Origin of the sequence: Moorella glycerini (assembly GCF_009735625.1) — a bacterium.
GTDB classification, from domain to species: Bacteria; Bacillota; DSM-521; order Neomoorellales; family Neomoorellaceae; genus Neomoorella; species Neomoorella glycerini.
This window is the reverse complement of record NZ_CP046244.1, coordinates 2,651,065-2,672,229: the sequence shown is the minus strand read 5'-3', so window position 1 is coordinate 2,672,229 and position 21,165 is coordinate 2,651,065. Positions and strand designations below refer to the sequence as shown.

Annotated in this window: 24 protein-coding genes; 2 read left to right on the top strand and 22 right to left on the bottom strand. The window is 53.7% G+C overall.

Features of this window, described 5'->3' with window-relative positions; translation table 11 throughout:
* Positions 1-134: 134 nt before the first annotated feature.
* Entirely contained in the window at positions 135-344 is a 210-nt protein-coding gene (locus MGLY_RS18665) for a PIN domain-containing protein (protein WP_156274545.1), read from the top strand.
* Positions 345-495: 151 nt separating this feature from the next.
* Here the strand turns inward: MGLY_RS18665 and MGLY_RS13245 are convergent, their stop codons facing one another.
* The gene (locus MGLY_RS13245) at positions 496-891 is read right to left on the bottom strand and encodes an FGGY-family carbohydrate kinase (protein ID WP_211661898.1); all 396 of its coding nucleotides are present in this window, start codon (positions 889-891) and stop codon (positions 496-498) included.
* Between the two features lie 94 nt (positions 892-985).
* Here MGLY_RS13245 and MGLY_RS13240 point away from each other — a divergent pair, with 94 nt between their 5' ends.
* Positions 986-1,177, top strand: coding sequence for a hypothetical protein (locus MGLY_RS13240; protein WP_156274543.1), 192 nt, complete (start codon positions 986-988; stop codon positions 1,175-1,177).
* A 22-nt stretch (positions 1,178-1,199) separates the two neighbouring features.
* On the opposite strand, the gene MGLY_RS13235 is transcribed toward MGLY_RS13240, so the two are convergent.
* The 21 genes from MGLY_RS13235 to MGLY_RS13135 form a co-directional block, all read right to left on the bottom strand.
* On the bottom strand, positions 1,200-2,666 hold the full coding sequence (locus MGLY_RS13235; protein WP_156274541.1) for a rhamnulokinase: 1,467 nt from the start codon (positions 2,664-2,666) through the stop codon (positions 1,200-1,202).
* A 198-nt stretch (positions 2,667-2,864) separates the two neighbouring features.
* Positions 2,865-3,095, bottom strand: coding sequence for a EutN/CcmL family microcompartment protein (locus MGLY_RS13230; protein WP_170291082.1), 231 nt, complete (start codon positions 3,093-3,095; stop codon positions 2,865-2,867).
* A 4-nt stretch (positions 3,096-3,099) separates the two neighbouring features.
* Entirely contained in the window at positions 3,100-3,783 is a 684-nt protein-coding gene (gene pduL / locus MGLY_RS13225; RefSeq protein WP_156276459.1) for a phosphate propanoyltransferase, read from the bottom strand.
* Positions 3,784-3,852: 69 nt separating this feature from the next.
* A complete protein-coding gene (locus tag MGLY_RS13220) occupies positions 3,853-4,398 on the bottom strand; it encodes a BMC domain-containing protein (RefSeq protein ID WP_156274539.1) in 546 nt (181 codons plus the stop codon).
* Entirely contained in the window at positions 4,398-5,174 is a 777-nt protein-coding gene (locus MGLY_RS13215) for a 4Fe-4S dicluster domain-containing protein (RefSeq protein WP_156274537.1), read from the bottom strand. Before MGLY_RS13215 ends, MGLY_RS13220 begins: the two co-directional genes overlap by 1 nt.
* The gene (locus tag MGLY_RS13210) at positions 5,135-5,737 is read right to left on the bottom strand and encodes a hypothetical protein (protein ID WP_156274535.1); all 603 of its coding nucleotides are present in this window, start codon (positions 5,735-5,737) and stop codon (positions 5,135-5,137) included. The genes MGLY_RS13215 and MGLY_RS13210 overlap by 40 nt, the downstream gene beginning before the upstream one ends.
* A 203-nt stretch (positions 5,738-5,940) precedes the next feature.
* Positions 5,941-7,413, bottom strand: a complete 1,473-nt coding sequence (locus MGLY_RS13205) for an aldehyde dehydrogenase (protein WP_156272176.1) — start codon at positions 7,411-7,413, stop codon at positions 5,941-5,943.
* 13 nt (positions 7,414-7,426) lie between these two features.
* Positions 7,427-7,699 (bottom strand): BMC domain-containing protein, encoded by a 273-nt coding sequence (locus MGLY_RS13200; RefSeq protein WP_156272177.1) that lies wholly within the window; start codon positions 7,697-7,699, stop codon positions 7,427-7,429.
* A 1-nt stretch (position 7,700) separates the two neighbouring features.
* The gene (locus MGLY_RS13195) at positions 7,701-7,997 is read right to left on the bottom strand and encodes a BMC domain-containing protein (RefSeq protein ID WP_156272178.1); all 297 of its coding nucleotides are present in this window, start codon (positions 7,995-7,997) and stop codon (positions 7,701-7,703) included.
* A gap of 61 nt (positions 7,998-8,058) precedes the next feature.
* A complete protein-coding gene (locus tag MGLY_RS13190) occupies positions 8,059-8,331 on the bottom strand; it encodes a BMC domain-containing protein (protein ID WP_156274533.1) in 273 nt (90 codons plus the stop codon).
* 82 nt (positions 8,332-8,413) lie between these two features.
* Entirely contained in the window at positions 8,414-9,208 is a 795-nt protein-coding gene (locus MGLY_RS13185) for a class II aldolase/adducin family protein (RefSeq protein WP_156276457.1), read from the bottom strand.
* 37 nt (positions 9,209-9,245) lie between these two features.
* Complete coding sequence (locus MGLY_RS13180; RefSeq protein WP_156274531.1) at positions 9,246-10,388, bottom strand: uroporphyrinogen decarboxylase family protein; 1,143 nt, start codon at positions 10,386-10,388, stop codon at positions 9,246-9,248.
* Between the two features lie 40 nt (positions 10,389-10,428).
* Entirely contained in the window at positions 10,429-12,222 is a 1,794-nt protein-coding gene (locus tag MGLY_RS13175) for an L-fucose isomerase (RefSeq protein WP_156274529.1), read from the bottom strand.
* A gap of 78 nt (positions 12,223-12,300) precedes the next feature.
* Positions 12,301-12,624: an L-rhamnose mutarotase gene (locus MGLY_RS13170; RefSeq protein WP_156274527.1), complete on the bottom strand. Its 324-nt coding sequence runs from the start codon at positions 12,622-12,624 to the stop codon at positions 12,301-12,303.
* Positions 12,625-12,659: 35 nt separating this feature from the next.
* Entirely contained in the window at positions 12,660-13,784 is a 1,125-nt protein-coding gene (locus MGLY_RS13165) for a uroporphyrinogen decarboxylase family protein (protein ID WP_156274525.1), read from the bottom strand.
* A gap of 105 nt (positions 13,785-13,889) precedes the next feature.
* On the bottom strand, positions 13,890-15,107 hold the full coding sequence (locus MGLY_RS13160; protein WP_156274523.1) for a sugar ABC transporter substrate-binding protein: 1,218 nt from the start codon (positions 15,105-15,107) through the stop codon (positions 13,890-13,892).
* Positions 15,108-15,313: 206 nt separating this feature from the next.
* Positions 15,314-16,312: an ABC transporter permease gene (locus tag MGLY_RS13155; RefSeq protein WP_170291081.1), complete on the bottom strand. Its 999-nt coding sequence runs from the start codon at positions 16,310-16,312 to the stop codon at positions 15,314-15,316.
* A gap of 1 nt (position 16,313) precedes the next feature.
* Entirely contained in the window at positions 16,314-17,324 is a 1,011-nt protein-coding gene (locus tag MGLY_RS13150) for an ABC transporter permease (protein WP_156274519.1), read from the bottom strand.
* A complete protein-coding gene (locus MGLY_RS13145) occupies positions 17,314-18,828 on the bottom strand; it encodes a sugar ABC transporter ATP-binding protein (protein ID WP_211661894.1) in 1,515 nt (504 codons plus the stop codon). Before MGLY_RS13145 ends, MGLY_RS13150 begins: the two co-directional genes overlap by 11 nt.
* Positions 18,829-18,835: 7 nt before the next feature.
* Positions 18,836-19,885, bottom strand: coding sequence for a uroporphyrinogen decarboxylase family protein (locus MGLY_RS13140; protein WP_156274517.1), 1,050 nt, complete (start codon positions 19,883-19,885; stop codon positions 18,836-18,838).
* Between the two features lie 72 nt (positions 19,886-19,957).
* Positions 19,958-20,980, bottom strand: a complete 1,023-nt coding sequence (locus MGLY_RS13135) for a LacI family DNA-binding transcriptional regulator (RefSeq protein ID WP_156274515.1) — start codon at positions 20,978-20,980, stop codon at positions 19,958-19,960.
* Between the last annotated feature and the right edge of the window lie 185 nt (positions 20,981-21,165).

Here is a 21,165-nt window from a genome sequence, read left to right as displayed (position 1 = left end):
TTCTTCTTGTGAGGTCTCTTTTCTCTTTTTTGCTCCTTTTTCCTCCTGCCTACTGTAATTTTACACTAACGAGGAAAAATAGAGGTGAGAAATTCAGCATAGAGAAGGAGACCCCCGGTAAGATTTCGCCGTGAGTGAGCCGTTCTCCCTTTAACCGTCAAATCGCTGAGCAAGCAGCAGCATTAAGGCGCGAATGGACCGCCAAGGGAAAAGCCATAGGTATGGCCGACAGCCTTATCGCCGCCACAGCCGCTGTTCACGGGTTAAAAGTAGTGACAGCTAACTTGAAGGCTTTTCCGGCTGTAGCTGCTTTAAGTCCGGAAGAAGCAGCTGGAATAAAATAAATACGGCAGCCCATGGCTTCTCCCTTAGGGCGTTAAATTACACTTAACCCGGATACCCCCCCCCCCCCCTTCTCCACATCATCGCCGCTTTTGCTCCGCTTATGTTCCTAATTTCACAATTAAGCCAGATTTAATAAGGAATTGTGCCTAACTACATCTTCCGCAAATAATCCTCCAGCACCCTGCCCAGGGCCAGATAGTCACGGTACAGCTCGCGGTAGCGGGCGGCATTTTCAGGGTCAGGGGTGTACGTTTTGGCGAAGCCGCAGCCCATCTTTTCCTGGGCCGCCTCCACTGTCGGGTACAAACCGGCAGCAACGGCGCCGAACATGGCTGCCCCCAGGGCGCAGGTCTGGTCCGAGGCCGCAACTTTGATGGGCATAGCCAGCACATCGGCCAGGACCTGCATGACAAAGTCGTTCTTCCTGACGATGCCGCCCAGGGCGATGACTTCTTTGATTTCTATACCTTCTTCCATAAACTTCGCGCAGGGCCAGGGGCCGCCCGTCTGCGTCGACGGCGCCCGGTGTTGAACCCGTGGTGTCAATGCCGATGCCCGCCACCCGCTGCACGGCCCTCGGCGGCAGTTTGGCCAGGGCCCCCTTGATGGTGGCTTCCAGCCCTTCGAGATAGTCCAGGGGGTGCTGGCGGAATTGATTCTTGCCCGGATCGCAGTACATACCTGCGGCCCAGCGCCGGTAATATGCTACCTCATTAGCCAGCTCTTCCCCGGTGGCGGCGTCTACCACCACCGCCCGCACCGAATCAGTGCCAAAGTCGACGCCAATGACCAGATTATAGTCATCCATATAATATACCTCCATGGTAAATAACACGACAAACTATGGGGCAGTATCAGCCCAGCAGCTTAACAAATGCCTTATACTTTTCCTCCCACGGTCCTGTCTTTACCGCTTCATAAGTTTTCAGGGCGAAGGAATGGCGCACTATCTCCCGCGCTTCAGCTATGCTTTCCACTTCCTCCAGGGCCATGGCCTGGACCAGAAGGTTGCCGGCGGCCGTGGCTTCCACCGGACCGGCCACCACCGGGCGCCCAGTGGCGCTGGCGGTAAACCGGCAGAGGAGCTCGTTCTGCGTACCGCCGCCCACCATGTGGATAACCTCCAGTTTCTTCCCCAGGATGTCCTCCAGCTTTTCCAGCACCCAGCGGTATTTCAAGGCCAGGCTCTCCAGGGCGCACCTAACAATCTCGCCTTTAGTCTGGGGCACCGGCTGGCCCGTTTCCCGGCAGTATCCCTGGATGGCCGCCGGCATGTCTTCCGGGTTCAGGAAGGCCGGGTGGTCCGGGTCGATAACGGTAGTCAAGGGATTGGCCTCCCGGGCCAGGGCCGTAAGCTCGCCATAGCTTAAAGCTTCCCCCTGTCGCTCCCAGGTGCGGCGGCACTCCTGGACCAGCCACAGGCCGGTGACATTCTTGAGGAGCCGGAAGGTACCTCCCACCCCGCCTTCGTTGGTAAAGTTGAGGCTCAAGGTTTGCTCGTTGATTACCGGTTCCCTGACCTCCACCCCTACCAGCGACCAGGTGCCGCAGCTGATGTACAGGTAGTCCGGCCCTGCTGCCGGCACGGCGGCTACGGCGCTGGCCGTATCGTGGCTGCCGGGAGCAATGACGACTATCTCGCCGGCTCCGGTTTCCCGGGCTACCCGGGGTAAGAGGCGGCCTGTAATCGTCCCCGGCGGGTTGATGGCCGGGAGGAGGGTAGCCGGTAACCCTAACTTATCCAGCATGCCCGTGGCCCAGGTACCGGTACGGGGGTTATACATCTGGGTGGTGCTGGCGATGGTGAATTCGCTGGCTTTTATGCCGGAAAAAAAGAAGTTAAACAGGTCGGGCATCATCAAGAGGGTCCTTGCCTGGCTTAACAGGCCCGGTTGTTGCTGCCGCCAGGCCAGGAGCTGGTAAAGGGAGTTGATGGGCATAAACTGGATGCCAGTATGGGAAAAAATCTCTTCCCTCGGTACAACCTTGAAGGCTTCCTCCATCAGGCCGCGGGTGCGGCCGTCCCGGTAGTGGTAGGGGTTGGCCAGGAGGACATCCCTTTCCCCCAGGAGGCCGAAGTCCACACCCCAGGTGTCGACGGCCAAGCTTTTAAGGCCCGTCCCGTAGCGGGCCACGGCCCGGCGCAGGCCTTCTTGCATTTCGTGGAAGAGGCGTAAAACATCCCAGTGCAGGCCGTCCGGGACCCGTACCGGTTCATTGGGAAAACGGTAGATTTCTTCCAGGGTGAGGCGGCCCTCCCGCAGGGTACCGGCTATGGCCCGGCCGCTCTCGGCCCCCAGGTCAAAGGCGAGGTAAGGCATGTCGTAACACTCCCTCCTCCTTACCACAGTTCTTTCGCAAACTCTTTTTCATGTTTTGAGCTATTGCATTAAGTTCCTGCCTCGAAGGACGTTACATATGGGAATCCTTCGGGCAAAGTTAGTTGCTACCACTCGTCTTGCCGGCACCAACTCAGCGCGGCAGCCCCTTGATGTCTCCCTCCACCTGGTCGATAATGCCTACAAAGTCAGGTCCACCGGGGCCTGGGATACGCGTAGGCCCAGCCGGGCGGCACTCCCGGTGGCTACCAGTACCAGTTCTCCCTTGCCGGCACCGACGGTATCCACGGCCACCAGCGTCTCGCCCCGGCGGCTGCCCTGGAGGGGACGGATGAGGAGGAGCTTGCTGCCGGTCAGGCTTTCATGTTTACGGGTAGCGACCACCGTTCCGGTTACTTCGGCAATCAGCATCTTCTCACCTGATTTCTACTTCGTCACCGCACTGCAGCCCGGCGGCATTGGCATCGTCGGTGTCGATGTGCATGACGAGCTTGAACTTGGGGCTGACCCGTACCTGGACGCCACCGAAGATGGTGGGCCGGTCGGATTTAATGGTGCGCACGGTGACTTCGTCGTTGTCTTGAAGGCCCCATTTTTCCGCTTCGACCGGGCTCATGTGGATGTGGCGGTTGGCGATAATAGCCCCTTCCCGCAAGGTAACGGAACCCCGGGGACCGACCAGGGTAATGGGGGCGGAACCGGCCAGGTCCCCGGAACGGCGCACCGGTGCCGGGATGCCTAAGGTTATGGCGTCGGTGCGGGAGAGCTCTACCTGGGTGCGGTCACGCATCGGCCCCAGGATGCGGACGCTGGTGAGGGGGCGCAATTTGGGGCCTACCAGGGTGACGACTTCGTTGGCGGCAAATTCTCCCGGCTGGTAGAGGTCGTTCCGTTTGGTCAGCTGGTAGCCGGGCCCGAAGAGGATGTCGATCTCCTTCTGGGCCAGGTGGACATGGCGAGCAGATACGAGTACGGGAACACGTTTGGCCGCCGGAATGGCATGGGCTGCCGTACCGGCCGCGGCGGTTTTACCCCGGCCTTCCTTCAGTTCGGCCATAACTTCCCTGGCGATTAAATCGATAAGGGCAGCAGTGGACATTATGGTCACCTTACTTTGAAGTATGGTTGGCTGGCAGCAGTCCTGCATAACAGGCGGCTGGCTTGCCGTTTATGCTAGTTGATCCCAGAGTTCAGGGTGGGGCGACGGAATAACAACAGCATCCACTAGTTCCCCTTCTTCTTTGAGGGGAAGTGTAGCGGCGTTTACGGCGGCCTTGACAGCGCCGACGCCGCCGGTCAGGATGACTACCCCCTTGCCTCCCAGCCCGTAGGCGGGACGGATGTCCAGGAGCTCGACAACGGCCGCCTTAGCTGCGGTGTCGGCGGCTTTGATGGCGGCCGTGACGCTGAAGGTTTCGATAACTCCCAGGGCACCTTTAGTGGTTACTTCGGCTATCCCAACCAGGGCCGGCAGGACCCCGAGATGGATATTGCCTAACACCAGGCTGCTGATGACCGTTATCCCACCGTTGTTGAGGCCATACTCAACGGCGCTGTTAACGGCGCTGATCTCGCCGCTTAAGATAATCAGGCTTTTGCCGGGACAGGTGGTGCGTATTTTTACGGATACCGGAGCGGCTTTCAGGCAGCCGTCGGCCACCATAACCCCCCGCGCCAGGCTCTTCAGCTCGATAAGGCCGATGGCGATTCCCATCAGTCACCACCTCCCTCAATGATGATTACGGGATTGAGGGCAGTGATCGTGCCCTTTATGCTGGCGTGAAGGCTGGCTCCCAGGGTATCATTCTCTATGCGCGCCAGGAGATCGCCTCTTTCTACCCGGTCGCCCACCTTGACTACCGGCCGGGGAGCGACACCAGCACTTTGCCTGAGGGGGAGGTGGACCAGGTTAACCCTGATGTTTCCTTCCCGGAAAGTTACCGGGCGTGCGTAATATTCTTTTAAGCCCAGGCGGTTGATAAGGCTTTTAGTGGGTACCTGCCGTCCTTCCCGGAAAAGGGAAGGGATAGTAGCTTGCCAGGGGCCGGGCCGGAAACCCTTTTGCTGCAGTTCGGCCTTTATTTTCCTGTTGACCTGGCGCGGGGAGAGGTTGAAGGGGCAGGCGTAAAGGTCGCAGAGGCCGCACTCGCTGCAAAGCAGGGCCTGGGGCAAGGTTATATCAACAAGGCCATAGGTAACCGCGCGCATGACCCGGTGGGGTTCCAGGGGATGTCCTAAAAGGTGTCGCGGGCAGAAGTCCGTGCACTGCTGGCACTGGCAGCAGACCTTGAGGGCGATCTTCAGCTCCCGGTTCAGGTCCCGCTGGTAACTGGCAGCCAGGGGGTGGTCCAGGGGCAGGACAATAATGCCCTTGGTAGTTTTGGTAACCGGCGCATTAATGCCTGTAACCTTACCCATGCAGGGGCCGCCGGCGATAAGAAGGTATTCGTCTACAGCCGGGCCGCCGGCCAGGGCCAGGAGTTCCCGCATCGGGGTGCGACCGGTACCCTGGCAGTGATGGGCTGCCGGACGGCGCCGGTGACGGTGACGTACTTATGGGTTACAGGGTGGCCTTCCAGGGCCTGGTGGATATTGTATAAAGTCTCGACGTTTAAAACTACCGCTCCCGCCTGTAGGGGTAATCCTCCCGGCGGGATTGTTCGGCCGGTAACGCTATAGGTTAATAAGTGCTCATCGCCCACGGGGTAGACGTCCGGCAGGAGGTGGAGCTTCAGGCCCGGGTAATTGCGTATTTCCCCAGCCAGGGCAGTATGGGCCTCCCGGTATTTTTCTTTGAGGGCTATGACCCCTGTTTGGGCGCCGGTGGCCTGAACAAGGGTGGCTAAAGTGGCCAGGAGTTCCGCCGGGTAGCGGGCCATCAGTTCCTGGTCGACTTTAAGTAAGGGTTCGCACTCGGCCCCGTTAATGATAACGGTCTGGATAGGTGTTCCGGTCTTCAGTTTAAAGGCGGTGGGGAAACCGCCCCCGCCGGCGCCGACCACGCCGGCAGATGCTATTTTATTTATGATGGCGTTTAGTTCGCTGCCAGGCATTTCCTTCACTCCAGGTGCGGGTTTTTATATCTTTTCTTCCCTGGCGCCTGATGCGTTTCTTCTCCAGCTAGAGAGAGGCAGCCCGGGGCCTTCCTCAAGGCGTTAAATTATATTTAACCCTGATAACCCCCCACCTGCTCCACTTCCTCGCCGCTTCCACTCCGCTCTTGTTCCTGATTTCACAATTAAGCTGCGTTTAATTACTAGTCTACCGTCCGCAGCGCCCCGGCGATGACCGTCCGCTGTTCCCGGGTGTAGGTGCGGGGGGTACAGATACCCTCGCCCGTGGGGCTGGCGATGGTGTGGCTGAAGTGCCCTTCCCCGCCGATCTTTAACCCGGCGGCCGAGGAGGCGTTGGCTACCAGGATGTCGGTACGGAGCTTGCGGGCGTAAGCCGTGATGCGGCCTACGTCCTGGCTGTGGATGATGGCCGTATGTTTGTAGCCGTGCTCGACCCGGGCGGCCAGTTCCAGGGCGGCGTCAAAGTCTTTTACCCGCACCAGGGGCAGGACCGGCAGCAGCTGTTCTTCCTGCACCAGGGGGTGCTCCGGGGGACATTCTATGAGGGCGATCCTGGTGTGCGCCGGGGCGTTGATGCCGGCTTGCTTCAGGATAAGTACGGCGTCTTTGCCTGTTAGTTCGGGGTTAAAGGTCCGGCCGTCGGGCAGGATGGCCCGCACCAGGTTCTCTTTGTCCCTTTCGTCCTGCACCAGATAGGCGCCGTGGTTCTGCAGGTGGAAGAGGAGCTCGCCGGCTATCGCTTCCACGGCAATGATGACCTTTTCGGCAATGCAGAGGACGGTGTTGTCAAAGGCGGCACCGTCGACAATACACCTGGCGGCGTAGTCCAGGTCTTTCACTGTTTCGTCGACGACCACCGGGGGATTGCCGGGGCCAGCGGCAATGGCTTTTTTGCCGCTTCTCAGGGCCCGGTTAACCACTTCGGGACCGCCGGTGGCGACGACCAGATCTACATCGGGATGGCTTAAGACCAGGTCCAGGTTTTCCAGGCTGACTTTATCGCCAACGACTAATAAATCCTCCGGCCCGCCGGCTTCCTGAATGGCGGCGTTGAAAAGGCGCACCAGGTACTGGGTGGTCTTGAGCCCTTTGGGATGGGGCAGGAAGATAATGCTGTTGCCGGCGGCGACCATGCTGATGGCATGGTTGATGACGCAGGAGCCGGGATGGGTGGCCGGCTCGATGGCGGCGATGAGGCCGAAGGGCGCCCGCTCAATCAGGATGAGGCCGTTGTCGCCGCTGATGGCCTCGGTCTTTATGTCTTCTAACCCCGGGGTTAAGCGGGCGGCGTAGAGCTTCTTCTGGATCTTGTCTTCGACCCGGCCGTAGCCGGTTTCTTCGTGGGCCAGCCTGGCGATTATTTCTACGTTTTCTATGGCCGCCCGGCGGATGGCGGCGACGATCTCGCCCCTCGTTTTGAGGCTTAGCTTTACCAGTTCTTGCTGCGCTTTTTTGGCAGCGCTAATGGCTGCATTCAAGTCGCTGTATACGCCTTTGTCACCGCGCGAGGCAGTGGCCACGGCCTGGCCGGCCCGCGCCTGGCAGGCACCGCTACACGCTGTTGCCGTGGTAGCTGTTGTCCCATTACAGGACTGCTGTTGGATGTTTTTTAATACTTCGGCGACAATGCTGGCGATAGTGGTTTCGTCGATCATTTCTGCTCACCGCTTAGGAGGGTAATATTCTGCTGAGGTCCGTGTGGGGCCGCGGGATAACGTGGACGGCAATAATCTCACCTAAGCGACCAGCGGCAGCGGCCCCGGCTTCGGTGGCCGCCTTGACGGCGCCGACATCGCCGCTGACCATGACGGTGACGAGACCGGAGCCGACTTTCTCCATGCCGGCCAGTTCGACGCCGGCGGCTTTGAGCATGGCGTCGGCGGCTTCAATGGCGGCGACTAAGCCTTTGGTTTCGATAAGTCCCAGGGCGCCGTCTTTCATGTTAATCTACCCCCCTGGTAGAGGCGTCTTTTTTACCGGGCAGGATGCGGGCTACGTCGCTGTGGGGCCGCGGGATGACGTGGACGGCGATGACTTCCCCGAGCCTGGCGGCGGCTGCCCCGCCGGCTTCGGTGGCCGCCTTGACGGCGCCGACTTCGCCAGTGACCATGACGGTGACCAGGCCGGAGCCGATCTTTTCCATGCCCACCAGTTCGACGCTGGCGGCTTTGAGCATGGCGTCGGCGGCTTCGATGGCGGCGACTAAACCTTTGGTTTCGATGAGTCCTAAGGCGCTCATGAGTTGACTCTTCCTCCTTTAAATTTTTAGGGTTCTTCGTGTTTTTTACCTGGAGGGTTTCTTAGCTTAAATACCGTGCCAGTTCTTCATGGGGCCGGGCGATGACCCGGCTGGCAAAAACGGTGCTGACGTTAGCAACTTGTTCCTTTGCGGCTTCGATGGCTGCCGTGACAGCGCTGACTTCACCGCTGATTTTTAATACTACCAGGCCGCTGCCTTTGGTCGGTTCGTAGCCGAGGATGGTGACTGCAGCCGTCTTGGCGGCCGTGTCCGCGGCGGCAACGGCGGCGGCCAGGCCGCGAACTTCAATTATACCCAGGGCTTGATTGTTCATGGTGTGCCTCCAAAATTGACTTGCACGGGTTGTAATTAACTTAACTTAACTTAAAGGAAGACGGAGCTACCATGCCCCTCCTTTACTGTTTCCTATCCCCAAGTGATGTCAGGACGCGCCGGGTTACATTGGTAATAATCTCCCGCAGCTCTTCTTCCGTTATGCCGGTTGCGGCCGGGGCTTCGCGGGTAGAGACGCTGCAGGCGCCACAATCAACACAGCCGGGGTTGGGTGAAGTAACTCCTGCCCTGGCCCGGATTTCCATAAGCTTATAGACCTGTTCCGCCGAGAGAACATTTTCATTTCCTAGCAACCTGGCGGTAAGGCTGATTTTGGCGAATAACTCCAGCGACTCCATTTTATAATAAGCATTATATACGTCCGTACCGACAGTCAGGGCTCCGTGGTTGGCAAGCAGCAGGGCATCATGGCTACCGATATATTCCTTCACCGCAGCCGGCACTTCATCAGTCGAGGGCGTCCCGTAGGCAACCAGGGGTATACTCCCCAGGTTGATAATAATTTCCGGCAGCACACAACGATCCAGGGGAATACCGGCCACGGCGAATCCGGTAGCCGTCGGCGGATGAGCATGAACCACCGCCCGTACATCCGGCCGCTGGCGGTATATTTCCAGGTGCATTTTCAATTCCGATGAAGGTTTTAACTGCCCGCTCAATTGTTCTCCCTGCATATTGACTTTAACCAGCATCTCCGGGGTCATAAAACCCTTACTGACGCCGGTAGGTGTCGCCAATACTTCTTTTTCATTCAGGCGGATGCTGATATTACCGTCATTGGAAGCCACGAAACCGTGCTGGTAAATCCGCCGCCCTACTTCGCAGATATCCTGGCGTAATTGAAATTCCGAAGGCACCATGTTTGCCCCCCAACCTGTTGTTCCAAATATATAGCTATATTTCCTCGTCAAACTCCCCCAGATCTAGCGGATACCTGCCATACTCCCGTACCAGTTGCACCAGGTAATCATAATTCTCCGGCGGTACATTAGCAGCTACGGAATGGTCAGAAGAAATGATATAGCCCCCGCCTTTGGCAGCGTTTAGTTTACGCAGGACCTCCCTCCGGATCGCATCTTTATCCCCTTCGGCTAAAACCCGGACGTCAATATTACCGTTAAATGCCAGCCGGCCCTTGTACTGGCGCTTTAATTCCACCACATCCAGGCCAGCTTTAGCTTCCAGGGGGTTATAGCAGTCCACACCCGCGTCGATCAGGTCCTCGTAAATAGCACGAGCATTGCCGCAGCCGTGGTAAATGATCTTCGCCCCCATGGCGTGGAATTCAGTGCACAGCTTTTTCACTGCCGGGTAAAACATCTTCCGCCACAGATCCGGGGAAAAGAACATGCCCTTGTCGTAAGCCACGTCGCCCCAGATGTACATGCCCTTTAAATTGAACATTTCAATCTGCTTCTTGCCGATGGCCAGCATATGCTCCGTCAGGCGGTCGATAAAGGCCTGGGTTTCATCGGGATAGAGGACCAGGTCCATTAAAGCCCCTTCCGTACCACGGCAGCGCCAGAGGGCTTCAAAGGGTTCACAGACACTACCAAAAATGAAATAGTCGTTTTTATAGCGCTCTACTGTCTCGGCAAAACTGGGCAATACGAGGTAGGTGTCACCGGTATTGATGATATCGTCCCGCTCGTCATAATAACGGCGGGGGTCCAAGGGATCATCGAACTCAAATTTTGCGTAATCGGCCGCCGACTTGATGCCGAACTCCAGGAACATAGGCATGGGAGCTTCAATCTGTCTTTTAATAACAGACCCCCAGCCGGTTTCGTAAATCATGTATTCATCATTTTTCTCGATGAAACGGCTGCGCATCACACGAGGGTCCATATTGGGACTGACCACAAGGATATCAAGATCATAATAATCATAGATAAAGGCATCTTTCCCTTTTTCTTTTTGCCATTCTTGCAAGAAAAGGCTCCAAAAAAAGTCAGTTATAGGCACACGGTCCGGTTCTTCATGGTTTAAGGCTTTAAGTACCCGTTCGGTTTTAATGCCACCTTTGGTTTTGCTCATGGAAAAAACCTCCTGTCATCTCTAAATATAGTCTTGTAAATCAGTACTTCCCGTACAAGGGCCCAAAGTTGCGGCAGGCCCTGTAATCTGCTCCCTCCAGGTCTTCCGTGCCAAAAGCATTCCAGGCGCTGGGCCGGAAGATCCTTTCCGGAGGAACATTGTGCATGCATACAGGTATCCTTAAAATCGAGGCCAACGTGATTAAATCTGCTCCGATATGCCCGTAACTGAAGGCACCGTGATTGGCTCCCCAGTTATTCATCACCGCGTAGACATCGGTAAAGGCGCCTTTACCCGTCAACCTTGGTGCAAACCATGTCGTGGGCCAGCTGGGGTCGGTCCTGTCGTCCAGGATCCGGTGTACATCATCCGGTAATTCTACTGTGTAACCCTCCGCTATCTGCAATACGGGTCCCAGTCCTTTAATAATATTCACCCGCGCAAGGGTTATGGGCATGCCGCCCCTGGTAACGAATTTTGAAGAGAAGCCACCGCCGCGAAAATACTCCCGGACAGCGGGCCACCAGGTGGTTGCCTCCAGGCAGGCTTTTACGTCTTCGGGTGTTATCTCCCAGAAGGGTTTCATGGCCGATCGGCCGTCTTTGTTCATCCTCCCCGAACCATCCAGGGCCGCCGCGCCGGAGTTGATCAGGTGGATAATACCCCCTGATGCAACCCCTTCCAGTTCTTTACCGGTTACTCTCTTGACTGCCGCCGGGCTCCAGAAGGTTCTAACATCGGCAAAAACCTGGGCGGTGTTGGTCAGTAAATAACCGAACAGCATGGCCACACCATTGAGGCTATCGTTTTCCGTAGCCATGATATAAGGCCGCCTGATGCCGTTCCAGTCAAAGGAGGAATTTAAAATGGCTTCCATGAAATCGCCGTTGGGGAAATGGTCGGTCCACTGCCGCTGCCCCTGGAAGCCAGCAGCCAGGGCATTATGGCCTTCGGCTTCTTCTTTATAGCCCATCTCGGCCAGCCGGGGATTGCCAACCATCAGATCCCGGCATATTAAGGCCATCTTAACAGAAGTACTCCATTCATTATCCTTTTGCTCCCGGCCAGCCTGTCTGTCAGGTGGGTTACGATCCGTTCCTTCTCGGCAGTTCTCCTTTACCCATTGCATCGCTCTTGCATATTCTTCTCTGTCGTATATCTCTTCTTCAATTCTCCTGGTTATTTCCGACATATCCACATATTCACATCTCATGCCCAGGTAGCTTTCAAAGAAATGGGGATCGACTATAGATCCGGCAATGCCCATGGATACGTTGCCGATTGACAGGTAGGATTTACGCCGCATCAGAGCGACCGCCAGGCCCGCCCTGGCAAACTGCAGTATTTTTTGCGCGACGTCATCGGGAATATTCTCATCGCCGGCGTCCTGGACATCGCGCCCGTAAATGCCAAAAGCCGGCAGCCCCTTCTGGCTGTGTCCCGCCAGGGCAGCCGCGAGATAGACAGCCCCCGGACGCTCCGTGCCGTTAAAACCCCAGATGGCTTTGGGCATAAAAGGATCCATATCGATAGTTTCGGAGCCGTAACACCAGCAAGGAGTCACGCTAATCGTCAGGCCGACGCCTTCGCGGGCAAATTTTTCCGCGCAGCGAGTCGCCTCGGCCACCCCACCGATGGTGGTATCGGCTATCACGCACTCCACGGGTAAACCATTCGGATATTTTATATTGGATTCTAATAACTTTTTCACCCTTCTAGCCATCCCCATGGTGGTTTCTTCCAAAGATTCCCGCACCCCGTTACGGCGCCCGTCAATGATAGGCCGGATACCGATTTTGGGCAAGCTGGTGTTTAAAAAAAGTGCATCTTTCATTTGCTTCACCTTCATCGAAAATTTATTCAGCTTAAATATGCTGTGTACCCATCTCCGACGTGACAGGAAAGATCTCAATTAATCCTGATGGAATACTTCCTCCATAACCGCCCACCATTCCCCTTCCGCCCGCGTCTCAAGGGGTTCTTGACAGGGTTTACATACCTCCCACCATTTCTGGGTGGTAGGATCGGCCGCCATCTTAGCCATATCGGCTTCATAGTCATCGCCAATATATTCGTAGTAGCTAAATAAATACCCGTCTTTATAGAAAATGCTATAATTCCTTATGTTGCACTCGGTAATCATCCTGGCCACCCCGGGCCATACGGCTGCGTGCAGCTTTTTATATTCCTCCAGTTTTTCGGGTTTCACCTTGATGACCATACCATAGCGTTTCATACCGATCGTTCCCTCCATATTGGCTGTCTTATTTCTTAATAGATGCATTCCCTTACTGCTTCGCCATAGGCAAGCAGGTTTTCTTTAGGCGCGTCGAAGAAGTGGTCGGCAGGCATCATAATGTATCCACCGCCTTTGCCGTAAATCTCAAAAAGCCTGTGAACTTCTTGCTTGACCTGCTCCGGCGTCCCGTTGGTCAGGATATTATACTGGTCCAGGCCACCTATAAGGGCTACTTTCCCGTGCATGGCTTCATACAGCTCGGAGCCCTCAATATTGCCTCCCACGCCCTTCGGTGCCAGGGTTTCCGAACAGTCGGTATTGGTGGCGATGATGAGATCGAAGAGGCCGAGCATACCGCCACAGGTGTGGTATGAAGCTATATGCCCCACATCGTGGAGGGCATCGTGGATCTTCTTGTCATAGGGCAGGCAGAATTCCTCGAACATTTTGGGCGAAATGACCGTAGAAGAAGAAGCGCCACCGCCGGTTTCTATAAGATCGAATTTGGCTCCTCGCAGGGATTCATATATAAACTGCAGTTTCTTTTCCAGGAGGATATGCAAAAATTCGTGTACCCAGGCTGGATCATCCATGGCCGCATAGATCATAGGCGCCGTGTCATAGAGCACGCAGGCATGCTGCCAGCAACCGGCCTGGTCACCCCAGACAAAGCCCTTCAAAATTCCCCTATCGCCAATGCGATCGTATTCTTTCCGGATGGCATTTTTATCAAGCTTTGGGACAGGCATATACTTCAGGAGGTAAATATCCTCAGGCTTTTTGATCATAAATTCCGTAATCCACACCGTATAGCGATTGCCTTCGGTTTTATACGTCAGTGTCCCTTTAGGAGTGTGGATGGTATGGTGGACAATCATCCACTCAGGGTCGTCATTGACGATCTCTACTTCGTCATACCACTCATCTGAATACCTTTTGGACTCCACTTTACCCGGCACCCAGAATTGCCCCATGGCTTCAAAATACTGAATGACGGCATCCAGGCCACACTCCTGGAAGGCATCCAGGGTATCAATACCACCCATATACCTTTCCAGATGATAGGGCTGCCACTGGTGTACCGTCGCCGGTAAGCGGTCGGGCACTCCTTTGGCCAGGGCGGTAAGCAATCTTTCCCGGGAAGTCATTTGCGCCATTTCTTATATCACCCTTATTGCTCCAGGATTGAATGATAATCGTCTTTTATGGCAGGGGAGTTATAGCATTAAGGGCTATAACTCCCCCCGGGCTATTTCTTTGGACTACCACTGGGCCGGCATAAACTTGTCGACATCGTCTTTGGTAATGATATGCTTGGGCAGGTAGCGGACCGGTTCTACGTCATGGCCATTGAACCAGTCGGCTGCCGCCTTTACCGCCGCGGCGCCGTCACCTTCAGCCGTCTGGTAGGTGATGGCCTGGATTTTGCCTTCCTTCACCAGGTCCATGCCCACTTTGCTGTTGCCGGCGGCAACGACAATAATATCCTGCCGGTTGGCCTTTTTGAGGGCTTCAACAGTGCCGATGGCCTGAGCGGAATCATCGGCCAGCACTATACCTTTAAGTTTGGAGCCGAATCTGGTAATCCAGTCGGACACCACCTGCATGGTTTTTTCGGCTTCAAACCCGGGCGCCTGTTTATCCAGAAGCTCCATCTTTGGCGCAATCTTCTTCAGTTCAGTTATCGGGGCATACGTCCTGGCAAAGAAGGGAGAGCCGCCAGGATTATGCTGAATAATTGCATAACCGCCTTCATTGTGCATCAACTCGGCAAATTTGCGGGCCAGCATCCTGAACTGCCCCCAGTCATCCGGGCCGGTCCAGGCGATGACATATTTCATGGCTTCGCTCTCGGGATGGGTATTGGTGGCAATAACCGGGATACCCGCCTGGTTGATCTTTCGGAAAAGCTGTACCGCCATCTTGGCGTCCACCGGGATCATCAGGATCATATCCGGCCGGGCGCCGATGGCCTGGTCCACCATCTGGGCCTGGACATCGGGGTTCCAGTTGGGGGACATAACCTTTAGTTCCATTCCGTAGGCATCGGCCACTTTTTTGGCACCCCGGATGTAAGCCGTGGTCCAGGGATGGTCGCCGTGGACGATCAGGGTAACCTTTTTCCCTTTAGCGCCATCTTTAGGTGATTTAGGAATATTAACTTTCGTTACGCCCCAGCCAGAATACTCCATGTCGTACCAGTGCATGGCATCCTCTTCGGGAAGTTTAGCGGGATCGGCAGGCCGCGGCGGAATTTCCTTTTTCTCCAGAGGAGGGAGAAGGAGCTGCCCGTCATCAGCCTTCAGCCCGGCAACCACGCCCTCAGCTTTGATGGATTCCTCCAGGTTGGAGCTTTTCTTGTCAGCCTGGCCGGTCTGCCCACCTTTGGGCGCTTCCTGGGCTTGCTTGCCGCCACAGCCGGTCATTAATAACGCGGCCATTAAAACTACCAGTACTATCCCGGTCATCTTTTTAATCATCTCTAGACCCCCTATCTCAATAATTTGCACGTATAATTTTGTTATTATGAGACTACCTGGACGTCAGGCAACAACTCACCCGTTCTAACTAATTTTTGCACTTTTCCATTCGCCTTTTCAATTTAATTTCATAAGATCACTCTCTTATAAAGATACCTCCTTTTAATTTATTTTTCACAGTTTCAATTTTCGAGCTTCGCCGCCATCTACTTGCTCTCCCTAAGGCTCACCTCCTTTAACAGCTCCGGCTTTTGTCCTTTCACCTTATCCGCCTGGTACAAGGCATAGGCTTCATACAGTACCACCACGGCCAGCACCAGGCCGCTGGCTAAAATCTGGATTTCAAAGCCCGCGCCCAGGTTGGTAAGGCCGTTGTAAAGGATGGTCAGGGTTAAAACCGCCATCGCGCTGCCCAGGATACTACCTTTGCCGCCGGCCATGGAGGTACCACCGATAATAGTTGCCGCTACAACGATCATCAGGGAACTGGTGCCGATGGTGGGCGTGGCCGAACTAAGGCTCATGGCAAACAGGGCTCCCCCCAGGGCGGCGGTTATACCTGATATTATAAACGAAACAATAACGTACCCTTCCGTGTTAAGCCCCGCCAGCCAGGCTGTTTCCCGGTTGGCTCCCACCATGTAAAAGCCCCTTCCGTATCTGGTACGGGCGAGAAGAACCTGGAACAGGAGGACAAAAACAATAGTAATCACTACCCGAGGTGGTAAAAGTGGAATGATGGGTGTTTCCAGCCAGTCGGCTACGGTGAAATCAGTGGCGTTTAAGGCATAACCTTTACCATATAAAAAGATAATCCCCTGGACCGTGGTCATGGTCCCCAGCGTAACTATGAAAGAGTCGATCTTCGCCCGCGCCACCAGCAACCCGTTGGCCAGGCCCACCAGCGCTCCGGCCAGCACCGCAATCAGGAGACTCCAACCCCAGCCCAGGGCTGGTTGAAACCCGATTACAAACATAGCCCCTAAGGTGAGGGTGGTACCGATTGATAGGTCGAGCTCCTTGCAGATCATGACGATGGTAAACCCGATGGCCACCACGGCATTTAAGCTCATGCCCTTCAGGATGTTGGTAAGATTATAGAGGGTCAGGAAATTGGGTACGAATATGGCCATCGCTATGAATACCAGACCGCAGAGGAAATAGATTCTATAGTTGTTGATTACCTGGTAAAGTTTTTTGTTCATGTTATCCATCAGCCTTCCCTAATTTTCGCAATGAATAGGTATTGAACCAGACAACCAGGATAAACACCAGACCCTGGACAATTGTCTGGGAGAAAGTCCCCACACCCAGGAGGGTCAGGATATTATTCAAGAGGCCGATAACAACTACCCCTCCTAGGACACCGATCATGTTACCCTTGCCACCTGCCAGGCTCACCCCGCCGAGGACAATGGCCGTGACGGCCCGGAAGTCATAGCCGACCCCGTTATAATACGCTCCTATTTTTACCAGCGAGGTTAAGAGAACCCCCCCGATGGAAGCGGCCAGGGCGGATAATATAAAGGCCAGCCCGACCATCCCCGTTACGTTTACTCCCGTCATTCTCGCCACTTCGTAGGAAGAACCAATGAGTTTTAGCTGCACGCCAAACTTTGTTTTGGTGAGCAATAGTTGTCCGATGATTACCATTACCAGGAATACGACAACTGTAATGGGTACCGCCCCTCCTATATTAATCCTGGCCAGGTTCACAAAAGCAGACGCCAGCTTTTCGCCCGCCTTTAAGTCCGGATAAATCTGTTCACCCCGGTAAAGCCACCTCACTACGCCATTGATCACAAAGGCAACCGCCAGGGTCCAGATAATCGGGTTGGCTCTCAGTTTACCAACAACAAAGGCGTTTATCAGGCCTACCATAAGACCCGTCACCAGGCCCGAGACTAAACTAACAACAAGGCCGTAACGCAGCATGTCAACGGCGACCATTCCCGAAAGGGCAATAATCCCTGGTACCGACATGTCAGCAAAATGCCCGCTGTAGGTTACAAAAGTGACACCGACGGCAACGATGCCCAGCAAAGCTACAGCATGGACAACATTCGCTAGATTGTCAAGGGTTAAAAACTTGTTGGAAATTAAAGTTCCCAGGATGAGAAGCACAAGGATCATGATATAGACACCGAACTTCTCGATCCAGCCGGCCGTTTCTGTGCGCCGTTTATTCAGCTCTATTCTTTCGCATTTAACCAGCATGGGCTATTTCTCCTTCACTGTTTATAGCCAGCAGCACCGCTTCTTCCGTACAGGACTTACCGGGTATTTCCCCCAGTAAACGTCCCTTACGCATAATTAATACCCGGTCGGAAAGCCGCACCAGTTCCGGCAGGTCAGACGAGATGAGAATGACGGCCACACCCTGGGCGGCCAGTTTTTCGATGGCCGTATGAATGGTGAGTTTGGCGCCTACATCTACACCCCGGGTGGGTTCATCAAGGATCAACACCCGCGGGCCGGTAGCCAGCCACTTGCCCAGCAAAACCTTTTGTTGATTTCCCCCTGATAAGTTACCTACGATCCTGGACGGGTCCGGGGGGGAAATGTGCAGGTCGTCTATTAACCTTTTAACTATACCCGTTCCTAATTGCTTCTGGTAGATAAAACCTTTACAGTGTCGGGGAATCAAAGGCGCTAACAGATTTTCCTCTAAGGTGAGGCGCAGGGCAAGCCCCTGGGTTTTACGGTCTTCCGTCAGATAAGCGATACCGTACTGGAGTGCCCGGGCCATATTTTTGACTTTAATCCTCCTGCCTGCAAGGATAATTTCTCCTGCATCCACAGGGTCCACGCCGCTGATGGCCCGGCCCAGTTCGCTGCGCCCCGCCCCCGCCAGCCCGGCAATTCCCAGAATCTCCCCCGCTCTGACACAGAAGGATATGTGGTGGAAAAACCCATACCGGCTTAAGTTTTTAACCTCCAGGACTACCTCGCCGGGAGTTCTTTTCGCTGCACAGTACACTTGATTGATAGAGCGCCCGACCATCATTTCGATCAATTTTTCCGGGGTAACGTTGGTTATATTCTGGGTTGCTACTTTCCGGCCATCACGCATAACGGTAACTCGATCTGCCACCTGGAAAATTTCATTTAAATGATGGCTGATGTAAACGATGGCCAGCCCCTGCTGCTTCAGTTTGCCTATTATTTTAAACAGGCGTTCCACCTCTTCCCGCGATAGGGCGGAGGTCGGCTCATCCATAACTAAAATACGGGGGTTGTTGCCCAGGGCCTTGGCAATCTCCACTAGCTGGGCTTCATGCTGGCTGATTTCTTCCACCGGGGAAAAGGGGTCTAGATAATCTAGTTCCACACTTTGCAGGCAGGCCCTTGCTTCCTGAATTAAGGCTCTTTTATCAATAAACCACCTGTTTCTTACCGGCAGCCTCCCCACCAGCAAATTTTCGGCAATAGTGAGCGGCCTGGCCAGGCTTAATTCCTGGTAGATCATAGCTATACCATTAGCTTTGGCAATAGCCGGGGAATGTAGTTTAACCTCCTTTCCATCAATGTAGATTTGCCCTGTGTAGTCATTGAAGGAGCCGGCCAGCATTTTCATTAAGGTTGATTTACCAGCGCCATTTTCACCCACCAGGGCATGGACTTCGCCGGGATAAACTTCAAAATCAACGTTGTCCACAGCCAGGGTACCCGGGAATTTCTTGCTAACCTTTTTCATTTGCAATGCCGGAATTAAATCCACCCCTACTTCACCTTCCTGAGCTATATTTTCTGGCTTCATCATACATGGCCACAATATTGCGCGCTGGCACTTCAGGTAGCAGGTAATCGTGGGAGGCGGCCACGATATACCTGCCATCACTGCCCAGGACATCGATAATTCTTCTTGTTTCGGCCCGTACCTCCGCTTCCGTTCCGTTTAATAAAATTTCATTTTCATCAATACCGCCGAAAAAGGCAATGTGTTTGCCATATTCTCTCTTCAGCACCGCTGGGTCCATATGCTGGCAACTTACCTGGATAGGATTAATGACGTCTAAGCCAATTTCTATCAAATCCGGGAAGATTTCATGGATATCCCCGCAGGAATGTAGACCCGCTACCGCTCCGTTTGCATGGGCCTGTTCTATCAGTTTGGCAACGTAGGGTTTGTAAAACTTGCGCCACATTTCGGGGGACATCAATAAAGCGCGCATGGAGCCAAAATCATTACCAAAGAAGTAGAAATCAATGACATCCGGGTTGGCCTCGTAAGTTCTCCGGTTGAGTTCATAATAAAACTCAAAGCATTTTCTGATAATGGCTTCGACCACCCCGGGATTTACATACATATTGACAAAGAATTGTTCCATGCCCATAAGTTCTGTAGAATCGTGAAAAAACGGAGCCCATGTTGCGCCGATAAGGCAATACCCCCTGGCATCCTCCAGTTCCTCCCTGGTGATGACTACATCCCAATCATCGGGATCGGGGAATTTGTATTTTTCAACATCCTTTATTGTCTGCGCGTCTGCCAGAGGGTGGTTAAGAGCCTGGCCGTAGTGCAAACCGCCTCTTCTAATTCCCCATTCATTCTCTACAGTTCCATCCTCATATTTTTTAAAGGGCAATCCGATATATTTAGGCCTAATGGTTTTAAAGTCCATGCCAAGAATATCATATAATGCTTCTTTCTCTGTCTTTGCACCAAGAAAATCCATTATATTTTGGGTCGTTTCGGGTGCGCCCCCATACCACATGGGTAATCTGTCTGTTTTATTTCCTTTAATTGCAACCAGTGCCCGTTCTTTGGAAGTCATAAATTGTCTTCCTCCTTTAGCTAGAGATAATCTTAAAGCCAGAAAAATTAGAACTCCTTTCGAAACATTAAGTCAAACAACTTCAAGATTTTTTATTTTCCATACAGGACTGGTAGAGTGGCGAATGACCAATTCCGGCTTTAAACGGTACATCTGCGGGAAACCAGAGTTATCGCCGCTAACTCGTTTGTAAATAAGCGCGGCCGCCTTCTCACCCATCTCCTGCATTGGTTGCACAACTGCTGTTAAAGGTGGGTTGGCTAATTTTGTTAATTCCATATCGTCAAACCCTACCAGAGCTAAATCACGGGGTACTTTAATCCCTAGTTCATTGATGGCCATCATAGCGCCGATGGTCATATAATAATTGGCGACAAAAACTGCCGGTGGCGGCTCGGGAAGAGACATTAATTCCTTCATAAGTTCATAGCCGCTTTCAGTTGAAAAATCACCGGTGTAGATTAAGCTCTCATCTACCGGGAGGTTGTAGTCTTCAAAAACTCGCAAAAACCCGCGGTATCTTTCTTCGCCTGTAGTAACTTCCAGGCGGCCATTAATAAGCCCTATACGCCGGTAACCAAGGGTTACAAGATGTTCTACTGCCTGGTAAGCTCCGTTGACATTATCCACCAGCACACAATCAATCTGCATATCCTTAACCATCCGGTCAACTAAAACTATGGGCGTACCTTCTTCTTGAATTTCAATTAAGTGTTGGGCAGTATCGCTGGTGGGAACCACCAGCAGTCCATCAACTTTTTTTTCCGCCAGCATTCGCACCCGATCCTTTTCCCTGTCAGGATTTTCATCACTGTTACAGACCACCAGGCTATAACCATAGCCATTTAGAATATCTTCAACCACCTCGGCAACCTGCATGAAGAAAGGGCCAAAGTCGGGAACGACAAAGCCGATGGTCTGGGTTTTCTGGGTTTTGAGGCTCCTGGCGATCTGATTGGGACGGTAGCCTAAAGCTTCAATGGCGGCCAGTACTTTTTTCTCCGTCTCTTCTTTGACCTTCTCGCCGTTGAGGACCCGGGATACAGTGGCGGTGGAAACACCGGCCCTGGCGGCTACATCTTTAATGGTCGGCATTGCTATATTTCCTTCCTTTTTTAAACGTTGCCATTATAATTGCTATATATTATGTAATCGTTTACTATTATATGGATTATATTCGCCATTTGTTTTCAGATTCCTCCTGCCGGAGAAAAATTTTTGTATGAAATTTTTTCTCTTGACGTTGCTATATGGATAATGCGGTATACCATTTTCCCAAA